Origin of the sequence: Caldicellulosiruptor acetigenus, from assembly GCF_026914305.1 — a bacterium.
Taxonomy (GTDB): Bacteria; Bacillota; Thermoanaerobacteria; order Caldicellulosiruptorales; family Caldicellulosiruptoraceae; genus Caldicellulosiruptor; species Caldicellulosiruptor acetigenus.
In genome coordinates, this window is sequence record NZ_CP113866.1 from 1,141,872 (window position 1) to 1,153,473 (window position 11,602).

Here is an 11,602-nt window from a genome sequence, read left to right on the forward strand (position 1 = left end):
TTTGTTTGCCAAACACAAAAAGAAAAAGGATAAACAGGCTTAAGACTATAATAAATGTCTTTGTAAAACACGGATTTGGCTATATCTTTAGCAGCACACCACTTGTAAAATTTAAAAGGTTTTCTGATAACAAGGCAAACAGGGGTCAGAGGCTCAAAAGTGCTTTAGAGGAACTTGGAACAACATTTATAAAGATGGGTCAGCTTCTTGCTAACAGACCTGACCTTGTGCCAGAAGACATTATAGCAGAGCTTAAAAATCTTCAGGAAAACGTAAAATCATTTTCTTTTGATGAGGCAAAAAGTATTTTGGTCCGAAATGGCATCTTTGATAAGTTTGAGTATATAGAAAAAGAGCCAATTGCAACAGCTTCAATTGGCCAGGTCCACATAGGTTATATAGATGGCAAAAAGGTCGCTGTGAAAATAAGAAGACCTAATGTTGATAATGAAGTTAAAACTGATATAGAGATATTAAAAAGAATTAGTTCAATTCTGGACAAGTACTCACCAGTGAAAAATATTGTCAGTTTTTCTGATATAGTAAACGAAGTTGCAAATGTGCTTTTAAAAGAGATAGATTTCAGGTTTGAACAAAACAATATAAAAAAGCTCAGGAAAGCTCTTTCAACAAAAGAAGTTATTATTCCTGATGTGTATGATGAGCTTTGCTCTGAAGAGGTTCTTGTTACAAGTTTTGTTGATGCAAGCACCTTAGGCACTATAGAAATTGAAAAAATTCCGTTGATAGAGAGGGTGAAGCTTGGCAAAAAACTTGTAAATCTGTATCTTTCGCAGATATTTGAGCTTGGGACATTTCATGCAGACCCTCATCCAGGCAATATTTTAATTACAGATAATCACGAGATTGCCTTTGTAGACTTTGGAATGATGGGCTATCTTACCAAACAAGACAGGGAAAATCTTTCTAACTTGCTTTTGGGAATAGTTCTTAACGACAAAAAAAGGACATTAAAGGCTTTCAAAGAACTTGGAATAATTCAAAAAGGCATTGATGCCAACAAATTTTACAATGATATTGAAAGTATTGTTAATCACTATATAAACCAGCCCATCAGTTCTATTAAGGTAGCAGATGTGTTCAATGATGTTTTTAAGCTTACGTTTAAGTACAAGCTAAAAATTCCGCAGCAGTTTGTTTTGTTTGGCAGGACGCTCAGCCTTCTTGAGAATGACATTGCTCTTTTGAAAGTTGAGTTAAATATTTTGGAGGCCATTTTGCCCTATGTAAACAGGCTTGTGTTCAAAAATAGGCTTTCCAAACTCAGCATTGCTAATTTGTTTAACATCTTGTCATCTTACTTCAGTTTACTTGAGTTTTTGCCCAAAAAGACAGAGACAATATTAGAAAAGCTTGAAGAGGACGAACTTACAGTTAATATCGAGATTAAAAACATAGACAAGATTCTGCACCAAATGGAAAGACTCGCAAACAAGGTTTCGCTTTCGGTTATTCTTCTTTCAGTTAGCATAATAATTGCAGGTATGACGGTTGGAGGGTTATTATCTCCAGCCTTGTATAAAACAATTTTATCAGCATGGTATTTGTGGGCTTTAAGATTGGGTATATTAATATTGATTGTTCTTATTATCATTATGCTTGTTATGATTATCAGAAAAGAAAAATAATATTTATGGAGGTGTAAGAAATGAAAGAATTATTAGAAAAGATTATCAACATTGGGCTTGGAGTTTTTGCCATCTCAAAAGAAAAGGTAGAAAAATTCGTCAATGAGCTTGCCGAAAAAGGTGAGATTAGCAAAAATGAAGTACAGGAAATGGTAAATAAGATTATGGAGAAGGGCGAAGAGCAAAAAAAGGAGCTCAACGACTATATTGCAAAACAGGTTGAAAATATTTTAAACAAGATGAACCTTGCAACAAAGTCAGAAGTTATTTCAGAAGAGAGAATAAGAGAAATAATAAGAGAAGAGCTTTCTAAAATTAACAATCAGTAAGACCTTTTCTTTAATTTTTTTTGACTGCAAGGATAAAAAAGGATTATAATAAAATAAAAACATACTATTTCGACTGGAATTGGGGGTATATTTATGATTTATAATAATATCACAGAACTTATTGGCAAAACACCACTTGTAAGATTAAATAAACTTTCAAAAGAGTATGATGCAGAAATAGTTGCAAAGATAGAATATTTTAATCCCGGCGGAAGTGTAAAGGATAGAATTGGTCTTGCTATGATTGAGGATGCTGAAAAGAGGGGCTTGATAAACAAAGACACAGTTATAATTGAGCCAACAAGCGGCAATACAGGTATTGCTCTTGCCATGGTGTGCGCTGTAAAAGGGTATAAGTTAATACTGACAATGCCAGAAACAATGACTATAGAGCGAAGAAAATTGTTGCGTGCATATGGAGCAGAAATTGTTCTGACACCTGGTGAAAAGGGTATGAAAGGTGCGATTGAAAAGGCTTTTGAGATTTATAATTCAACTCCTAATGCATTTATGCCACAGCAGTTTGAAAACCTTTCAAACCCTGAAATTCACAAAAAAACAACCGCACTTGAGATTTGGAATGATACAAATGGTAATGTTGACATATTTGTTGCTGGGGTTGGTACAGGTGGAACAATCACAGGAGTTGGTGAGGTTTTGAAAGAGAAAAAGCCGTCTGTTAAGGTTGTTGCAGTTGAACCTTTTGACTCTGCAGTTTTGTCAGGGGAAAAGCCTCGTCCTCACAAGATACAGGGAATTGGTGCAGGGTTTGTGCCAAAGGTATTAAATACAAAAATATATGACCAAATAATCAAGGTAAAAGCCGAAGATGCATATGAGATGTCAAGGTATTTGGCAAGAGAAGAAGGCATCTTGGTTGGGATATCATCTGGTGCAGCACTCTATGGTGCTTTAGAGGTTGCAAAAAAGCAAGAAAACAAAAAGAAGATGATTGTTGTTCTTCTTCCAGACACAGGGGAGAGATATTTGTCTACTGATTTGTTTGATGTCGGGATATAAAATTTTGGCTCTATGCCTCTTGATGCGACATAGAGCCTTTTTCATTTTCTTCTTTCCATTTTTTGTATGCAATCTTTGCTATACCGCCTGCAATATGGGTTTTTTCACTGCTTTCACCACTTTCTAACTTGATCTTTGCATATTCAGGTTTGCTTTGCAAGATTGCCTTTGCTGTTTGACTGCTGATTCCTAAAAACTCAGCAATTTCATCTGCTGATTGGTTCTCTTCGTTATGAAGATAAATCACAAATATTGCTTCCATCAATGATGCAAGCCATGTAAGCCTCTTGTACTCAACAAGCTTTTTAGGTCCACCTAAGATGTCTATAGCAATCATAAATATTTCTTTTATCACCTTGTCCATGTCTTGTTTTAAAAGTTCAATCCTTTTCATGGCTTGCACCTCCCTTGTTTTACCAGTTTTTTATCTCATTCCTTTTCACTAGAGTTTTGGTTGGTGAGAGTAGAAAGAGGGTACAGCACTTTAATAAGTCCTGTTTGGTCTATTTCAAACACATATGTTTTTGAGTCGTGACCGCACATTCTACACCCATCAACTCTCAAAAGACGAATAACCTCACCGATTGGTTTTTTGAAAGTAGAGCTGTCAAACTTGTTCATGATAACCTGTTTTGAAAATACAATTGTACCATCTACAATGTGGCTTACAGCATATCCACCTGCAGCCTCTGCTGACAGGTGTTCTTGCCCACTTCTTTTTTGTGAAATCATAAGAGTGGTAAGTTTTTTTGACTTCAAAAAGTTATAAATTGTCCTTACAATTTCTCGTGCGTAGATTTCTTTAGACTCAAAAAGGCCAGTGATAGAGTCAATGACAACATTTTTTATGTTAAACTTTGATGCGGCATTATCAATGGTCTTTATAAAATTGTTTGTATTTCCACGGATGTTAAAATCTCTTGTCACGTCAAGTATATAGATGTTTTCTTCCACTTTAGATTTATCGATGTTCATTGCATTTGCACGAAATAATAATGATGAGTACAAAAACTCAGCAGGTGTCTCAACGGTAACATACAGGACATTATTTCCTTCATTTGCCTGCACAACAGCAAACTGTTCAGCAAAAAGGCTTTTACCTGTGTCTGCAACACCACTTACGTTTATGACCGAGTACGCAGGAATCCCACCGAGTGGTTTTATCACAGGTTTTCCCTGCTCTTTTGAAAACTCAAGCTTGTAAAATAGCTTGTCTATCCCTTCAACTCCTGTCTTTACACCAAAAAGTTCAGGTGCAGCTTTAGATAGGTCTTTGAGCTTCACAGCATCTTGAAGAATAGTTGTCTCTTGAATTTTTGGAGCTGCTGTGTCTTGAGTTTTCTGAGCTGCTGTCTCTTTTGCTGCCACTTTATTGCACCTCCTTTCTTTCTTAAAGGAGGACCATACAACCTTCCAATATTAAATATTATTACAAATTAATACTTTGTCAAGGTCAGAAAAAGTCAAATTTTTTAAAATTTTTTGATTTTTTTGGACATTTGCCGTCTAATTTAGGCTTTTTCTTCTGAAAATTATTATTTGCTCTTTTTCTTTATTTCTGAAATGCAAAACTATTGTTGTTGATTTGAAGGATTTTTTGTTATAAAATGTTATTGTTATAAATATTCAAGCTTAGTTTATAAACAATGAGAGGTGAAGTTTTGTGTTTTGGATTAAAATTGTCATAGCAAATTTGGCATTTCTTATATTTTACATCTTAATTATGATTGCACTGAAAAAGTATATAATAAGCAGATACGAAAAAAGTGAGGAAAAAGAAAAAGAAGCAACGAGATTGAACACTTTTTTAATAAGAGCAATTTTTATAATTAGCTTAGCAATGGGAGCAATAGGCGGCTTTTTAGTTGGAATTTTGGATTCAAAAAGACACAACTACTTGGCAGACTTCTTTATATTACTAATTTATGTACTTGAAATTTTTATAGTAGCAGTATTTGTGACAACAACTGTACAAGCAAGAATTTTAAATCAGAAAGTGAAAGGTTTATTTTTGGTTCGTCAGTTTGTGTCTGGACTTTTAGGTTACGTTGTAATGCTGGGTATAATTTTTTTGCCTATTGTTAAAAGTTTAAGAAGCGATAATATTAAATATATTTATTTTCTGCCTGTTGCCTTTTTTATTGGTAATTATTTGTTTTATATAATATTTTTAAATTTGCAGTATCCAAAAAGAAGACTTAATGAGGGTGAAGAGAAGATTATAAAAAATACTTTAAAAAGGTTTGGTATTGAGTCACTCAGAGTGACTGTGCTTGATACACTTGGACAAAAATTTGCAAATCTTTTTGCGGCGGGCATTTTTAAGCCTCAGCTTTTAGTAACGTCGTATGCTTTGGAAAATCTAAAAGAAGATGAGCTTGATGCAGTTTTGGTTCACGAGATAGGTCATATAAAAGCAAAACATGTGCAGAAAATTCTATTTGGTTGGCTTATTGCGATACTTTATTATTTAGCACTTGTATTTGGTCTTGAAAGTTTAGCTGGCTATTTTGTTTCAGAATCTAAAATGTTAAATTTTATAAGATTGGCAATTTTATTGATAGGAGCAATTCAGTTTCTCTTTTTACCAAGTTATATTAGCCGAACTGCCGAAATAGAAGCTGATTTGTTTGTTTTGGAAAGTGGGGTAAAGAAAGAGGTCTATGAAAATGCTTTAAAAACTCTATATGCTATCAATTACATAAAAGCTGATGTTTCGAACGCTTTAGAAAAGATTCAGTCACACCCTTCGCTCAAAAATAGAATTAAGATATTAGCTGAAGCAGAAAACAAAGTAGAGAAAGGCGATACTCATAAATTCAAGAAAATTTATATTTGTTTGGCGACAGCCTGTGCAATATTTGCCACTGTTTATCTTGCATTTGGTCTGTTTTTGCCCCAAGAAGATGTTAAAAGTTGGTCGCAAAATATTGAAAAGATAAAAATAGAAAAGAGTATCCCTACCTTAATCGAAATTGCTGGAAGCAAAAAAGAAATTGACTTGCCAGCTAAAGTAGATATTACTGACAAAAAAGATATTGAAACTATTGTGAAAAGCATAAATAAAACAAGGAAAAAGTTTAGCTTAGCCAACACAGTTCTTAATAATGATTACCATATTGAAATATTTGAAAAAAACGGCAAATCTCATTTGTATTCTTATTCCTCAGACTCAGGTACACTTATTAAGTATGTCCCAGCAGTCGATTTTAATAAAGATAAGCCGTGGTGGGGAGTAAATAAAGAGATAGGGAAGATAATATTAAAGTACTCATATGGCTTCAGTAACTTAGGTAGCGGACAAGAGTCTGTGTCAAGCAGTGTTTATAAATGGTTTGTATGTGTTGATAGAGATTGGCCAAAATATGAAAACTCAGCGGCAGTACTTATTGAGAAGGTAAAAGATAAAAATATAGGAATTTGTGCATTAAAATATGAGATTAAACTGCCACCTTGGGTAAACAGAAAAGATATTGGAGATGCTATCAAAGAAGCATTCAATGTTTATCTGAGAAAAGCAAAACTTTATTCGATAGCTCCGCTTTCTGAAAAGATTTTTGTGGACTATAAAATTGTGTTTAAAGAGTATGAGAAAAATAAAGTCATGGCTGGGGTTGTGTATTCTTTTGCGGGTTTTTCTTTTGTGAATAGTGAATTTGCTGCAGAGGCCTTAGGGGGGCTTGAAGTTGCAAAGGGTGAAATTCTTCTGAATAGTGATGGTAGTATAAAGAGTATTTTTCTTACAATACCTACAGGACAGGGGAAGTATTTTTCAAAGTCAATCGAAAGAATATTTGGAAGTGAAAAGACAAAGAAGCTTCTTTTGAATTACCAGTTTTCAGAAAAAATCTATGACTACGCTAAAGAATATTTGAAAAGCATTGGCAAGGAAAATGTTAAAATAGCAAGATATGTTCAAACAAAGCCTTCTAACAACTGGTATTTTCAACAGGCATATAACCTTTTACTAAAAGTTTCAGAGATAACAGGATGGAACTTTATAGAATCAGGAAGCATCAAGAGGCTTTATATGATTTACAATTTTCAAACTCCTATAGAATGTACACACAAAACTGTATTTGAAAAGTTTAACGACAATGAGGCTTTGATTTCATTTTACAACATATGGGATGTTAAAATTAATGGAAAACCAATTCAAAGCTATTGGAAATTTAGGCTTAACATGGATGGGACATATAAACTTGTTGACAAAAATGACCAGACAGGTCTTTTGCTTGAGATTGTCAGAAGGATTGAAAAAAAGAGTGAGTCCTAATAATAAAAAAATATTTTTTATTAGCCGTTTGCAAAATAGGTGGTGATTGAAGGGAAAAGATGCCAGTATAAACAGGAAATACAATTAAAATATAAAAAGAAGAGAAGGATTGAAACCATATATTATCAATGATAACAAAAGTATTCAGGAGCAAATATACGACAAGGATTGAAAAGTTCAAAAAAGACAATAGCATCCTAAGCCTTCTAAACTCTAAGTTTTAGAAGGTTAAATAAAAAACAAAATCATAAACCTTTAGTTAGTAGGTTAACTTTAGTGGATTAATTACTCAAGAAAAATTGTAGTTTTAAGCTATAAGTTTTTTAAGTTTGCTCAGTTTTTTGATAGTTAATTTAGAACAATAGAGTTTAATGTTGTGAGCAAGGATAAATAAGAGCGAATAAGTAATAGCAGAGAGCAAGAAATCAGAGAAAATAGGAATATGATCAAGAGTTTGTGTTGTATCAGAGCCCATGTAGGATTTTAGGTGGTAAATAGTCTGCTCTACAGCGACACGTTTTTTGTAGAGGTCAAAAAACTCTTGGGAATTTCTGTTGATTCCTGGGAAAGAGCGAAAGTTATCTGGGTATGTATAGAACATTCTGCCCGATTTAGAGGTAGTACAAGGCTGAGGGCAAGAGCAGATGCGTTTGCCGTCTTTGTAACAAGACATAGGGCAAATCCATTTAAAGCGCAATGAGCGATTTTTGCCTTGACATTTGCCTTCAGGTTTAAAAGGTTTATTGAACTTTTTGCAGATTGGGACACCATCTTCAGATATAACGATATTAGGGTCTGAAGTAGGTGTAGTATTTTTAGAGGCTCTTGTATTTAGAGGGATAACAATTTTGGAGAAGTTGAAAGAATTTTTTAAAGTGGAGTAGATGTTGTGTGAATCCAAGGCACTGTCAGCGATGAAAGTAGAGAAATTTTTAGGTAGATAAGAGAATAGAGTTTCGAGTGAAGGAATTAAAGCTTTAGAGTCAGAGATAGCTTTATGTTGCAGTGGGTCTGACGAAGGAGAATCAGAGTCAAACAGAGGAACTAAAGCTAAAGGAATACCGAGAGCGTTGGTAATGACAGCAAATTTTAAAGCCCAGCAGAAATGGCCATTTACGAACATAAGGCGGATATTAGAATTAGCGTTAGCAGTTTTAGGCAAAGAAGAATAAACAAGAGAGTAGATTTTGTCAGAAGACAGCTCAGGGTTAGCTTTTGAGGTATTTTTCAAGAGTGATTGAATGAATTTAGGGTTGTTTTCACGAACCTTTGGGACAATACCGGTTGTATCGAAGACTAGGATTGAAGCAAGTTCAGGGCATTGTTGGATAGAGATATTGTGTGCATGGATAGAGATATTTTGGAAAAGTTTTTGGATTTCGCTTGCAAATATTTTTCTGAAGCGAGAGAAAGTAGAGATAGAAGGGACATTGCCATGTAGATTACAAAATGAGCGAAGTTCATATGAGTTAAGCAAGACAGCGCGAAGTTGGGTTAAGGTATTGAGTTTAAGGATTTTTTGGACAAAAAAGCAAAGAAGCATAGATTCTAAAGAGAAGTATCTATGCTTACCGAAGTATTTGTAGTAGGCTTTGTAGAAAGAAGAAGGTATGTAGTTGGACAAGTCGATGAATTTGTTGAACAAGCCCAAGAGGCTTTCAGGCTTGTAAAGAGCCGAGGCCTTTATGTGGGAATACAAGTCTAAAAATGAAAGCTGATTAGGTTTGTTTTTGAACATTTTGGACCCTCCTCATAGTAGAAAATTTGTTTTATATACACATATTTTACTACAACTATGAGGAGGGGGTCCAGACTTTTTTGATTCTATATAAAGCTTGATAACGCTCATCTTGAGCGTTTCTGCAAAAGGCTAAAATATTTTTTATTATTGCGAGGGGGTAGCTAAAATGAAATTTGGCATGAGAAAACCAAGTATAAGGAAAAGCATAGCTACCAGGACGAGTGTTAAGAGATTTATCAGGCACAGTTTGGGTTTAAAAGCACCACGTGGTTATGGCTGGGTGACTAATCCCAAGAAGTACGTGTACAACAAAATATACAATAAAACAACTTTTAGCATATTTACTCTTTTGAAAAAGCTGTTTAAATGAGGAGCTGATTCAATGCCTATGCTAAGGAAAATAATGCAGTTAGGGGCAGCAGCTGTCCTTATTTTTGCTTTAATGGTTGGATGCACATCTGAACAATCCCAATTGAATAAAAAAACTGAAATTGCAGAAAAACCAAAGTTAGAAAAGAAGAATGGTATTTCTTCCCTGCCAAATACACCAGAACAAAGTTACAAAGAAAGTCTCATAAATAGCCATGGCAAAACGATAGGCGAAGGAATAAAAGTACCAAAAGGGTATGAAAGAGTTGAAGTTCCAAGAGGATCTTTTGCTGAATACTTGAGGAATCTACCATTCAAGCCCCATGGCACAAAAGTGAGGTACTATAATGGTGAAGAAAAACCAAACGACGTATATGTTGCAGTAATTGACATAGATGTTAGCACAAGAGATCTGCAGCAGTGTGCAGATGCTGTCATAAGGCTCTATTCAGAGTATCTTTATAAGAACAGGCAATATGATAAAATTCATTTTAACTTCACAAATGGGTTTAGAGCTGATTTTAAGAAATGGATGCAAGGCGATTTATGGAAATGAGTTTGACGAGTATTGGACGCAAGTAATTTATAAAAGAAAAGAAAAATTTTATAATCCAATCAGGCAAAACTATGGTCATATGGTGCTAGAAAATAATAAATGTATTTAACATATTAAAGTTTTTTAATAAAATATGTTTACTTCACTTTGTGGGTGATACAAATATGAAAGCAAAATTAGAAAGCGGGGTGTTTGAAGATAATAGTCAAGAGAGTGGAGAGAATACAAATAAATAGAAATCATGAATTGTGGAATTATTGTGATGAAACATGTTTTGCAGCAAAAAACTTATATAATTATTCTAACTACATTGTAAGACAGGAATTTATAAACAATGGCAGGTGGATAAGATATAGAGAACTTGATATAATGTTAAAAGAACATGAGGTTTATAAAAACTTGCCTGCCCAAACATCACAGCAAATCTTAAGACTTCTTGAAAGAAATTGGAAAGCATTTTTTAGATCTATAGAAGAATGGAATAAAGATAAAAGTAAATTCTTAGGTAGGCCTAAATTGCCAAAGTATAAGAAAAAAGATGGCAGGAGTATAGCTGTATTTACTAATCAACAGTGCAAAATCAAAGATGGATATTTATCTTTTCCCAGAACAGATTTAAAGCTCAAAACAAGGGTGGAAAACAGATTAAAAGAAGTGAGAGTAATCCCAAAAGGAAGTGTTTATGTTATTGAAATAGTTTATGAAAAAGAGATAGCTGAAACAAAAAAACCTTCAAAGAGGATAGCAGGTATAGATTTGGGACTTAATAACTTTGTAACTTTAGTAAATAACATAGGCATAAAGCCTATTGTTATTAATGGCAAAGTTATTAAGTCGATAAACCAGTATTACAACAAGAAAAAGGCAGAATTGATGAGTTATGTAGGCAACAGAGGCAGTAGCAGAAGGATAGAGAAGTTGACTTTAAAGAGAAATAACAAGATTAAGGATTACATGCACAAAGTAAGCCGTTTTGTAGTCAAATGGTGTAAAGAACACGAAATAGACACCCTTATAGTTGGTTATAATCCAAACTGGAAACAGGAGATAAAGTTAGGGAAGGTAAATAATCAAAATTTTGTGAGTATTCCTTATTATCAGTTCATAGAGATGCTCAAGTACAAATGCGAAGAAGAGGGAATTAATCTAATAATTACCGAAGAGAGCTATACAAGTGGATGCAGTTTTTTAGATGGAGAAGAAGTGGGCAAAGAAAATTATGATCCAAGTCGCAGGATAAGAAGAGGGCTATTTAGAAGCAACAAAGGAATATTAATAAATGCTGATGTAAACAGCGGATATAACATTATAAGAAAAGTATTCCCCGAAGCATTTGCGGAGGGGATAGAGGGTGTGGGGTTACACCCGGTTAGGCTGAATGTAGCCTAACAAAGAATAGTGTTTTAATAAAATTTTGAATGGTTTTTAATACTTTAAACACTATTCATAACCTGCCAGCCCAAGACATTCACATCTTAAAAAACCCAGCAAACGAAGATGGCAATCCCTGGTATTCAATAAACTTTGGTGATGTTTTAATAACACCAGAGTGGCAGTTTATAAAAGATCAGGTTTATAGGTTTGGGGAGTAGAATTCACAACATATCAAAGAAAGTATTTGTCATTTCCTGCAGGATTGATATAATGAAATTAAAGAAAAAT

The 11,602-nt window shown here is 34.0% G+C and carries 10 protein-coding genes and 2 pseudogenes; 9 read left to right on the forward strand and 3 right to left on the reverse strand.

Features of this window, described 5'->3' with window-relative positions:
• The first annotated feature begins 5 nt into the window (after positions 1-5).
• The 3 genes from OTK01_RS05660 to cysK all read left to right on the forward strand — a co-directional run bounded on the left by OTK01_RS05660 (position 6) and on the right by cysK (position 2,998).
• Positions 6-1,649: an ABC1 kinase family protein gene (locus tag OTK01_RS05660; RefSeq protein ID WP_029228710.1), complete on the forward strand. Its 1,644-nt coding sequence runs from the start codon at positions 6-8 to the stop codon at positions 1,647-1,649.
• 20 nt (positions 1,650-1,669) lie between these two features.
• Positions 1,670-1,978, forward strand: a complete 309-nt coding sequence (locus tag OTK01_RS05665; protein ID WP_029228711.1) for a phasin family protein — start codon at positions 1,670-1,672, stop codon at positions 1,976-1,978.
• A 93-nt stretch (positions 1,979-2,071) separates the two neighbouring features.
• Positions 2,072-2,998: a cysteine synthase A gene (gene cysK, locus OTK01_RS05670; RefSeq protein ID WP_029228712.1), complete on the forward strand. Its 927-nt coding sequence runs from the start codon at positions 2,072-2,074 to the stop codon at positions 2,996-2,998.
• 10 nt (positions 2,999-3,008) lie between these two features.
• Here the strand turns inward: cysK and OTK01_RS05675 are convergent, their stop codons facing one another.
• Together OTK01_RS05675 and OTK01_RS05680 are read right to left on the reverse strand one after the other, a co-directional pair.
• A complete protein-coding gene (locus tag OTK01_RS05675) occupies positions 3,009-3,392 on the reverse strand; it encodes a hypothetical protein (RefSeq protein WP_013432883.1) in 384 nt (127 codons plus the stop codon).
• Positions 3,393-3,427: 35 nt separating this feature from the next.
• A complete protein-coding gene (locus tag OTK01_RS05680) occupies positions 3,428-4,366 on the reverse strand; it encodes a KaiC domain-containing protein (RefSeq protein ID WP_013432882.1) in 939 nt (312 codons plus the stop codon).
• A 295-nt stretch (positions 4,367-4,661) separates the two neighbouring features.
• Between OTK01_RS05680 and OTK01_RS05685 the strand changes: the two genes are divergently transcribed.
• Positions 4,662-7,274 (forward strand): M48 family metalloprotease, encoded by a 2,613-nt coding sequence (locus tag OTK01_RS05685; protein WP_029228713.1) that lies wholly within the window; start codon positions 4,662-4,664, stop codon positions 7,272-7,274.
• A 307-nt stretch (positions 7,275-7,581) separates the two neighbouring features.
• Here OTK01_RS05685 and OTK01_RS05690 read toward each other — a convergent pair whose 3' ends face one another.
• Positions 7,582-9,012 (reverse strand): transposase, encoded by a 1,431-nt coding sequence (locus OTK01_RS05690; protein WP_269011792.1) that lies wholly within the window; start codon positions 9,010-9,012, stop codon positions 7,582-7,584.
• Between the two features lie 169 nt (positions 9,013-9,181).
• On the opposite strand from OTK01_RS05690, the gene OTK01_RS05695 reads away from it, so the two are divergent.
• From OTK01_RS05695 to OTK01_RS05710, 5 genes and pseudogenes are all read left to right on the forward strand, one after another.
• Positions 9,182-9,385: a hypothetical protein gene (locus OTK01_RS05695; protein ID WP_029229281.1), complete on the forward strand. Its 204-nt coding sequence runs from the start codon at positions 9,182-9,184 to the stop codon at positions 9,383-9,385.
• Between the two features lie 72 nt (positions 9,386-9,457).
• A complete protein-coding gene (locus OTK01_RS05700) occupies positions 9,458-9,940 on the forward strand; it encodes a DUF4846 domain-containing protein (protein WP_307742484.1) in 483 nt (160 codons plus the stop codon).
• Positions 9,921-10,022, forward strand: a pseudogene (locus OTK01_RS13340) (NERD domain-containing protein); the annotation flags it as partial. The gene OTK01_RS05700 and the pseudogene OTK01_RS13340, both read left to right, overlap by 20 nt.
• Positions 10,023-10,132: 110 nt before the next feature.
• Positions 10,133-11,329, forward strand: a complete 1,197-nt coding sequence (locus OTK01_RS05705) for an RNA-guided endonuclease InsQ/TnpB family protein (RefSeq protein ID WP_269011793.1) — start codon at positions 10,133-10,135, stop codon at positions 11,327-11,329.
• A gap of 62 nt (positions 11,330-11,391) precedes the next feature.
• Positions 11,392-11,532 (forward strand): annotated as a pseudogene (locus tag OTK01_RS05710) (DUF4846 domain-containing protein); the annotation flags it as partial.
• Positions 11,533-11,602: the final 70 nt, after the last annotated feature.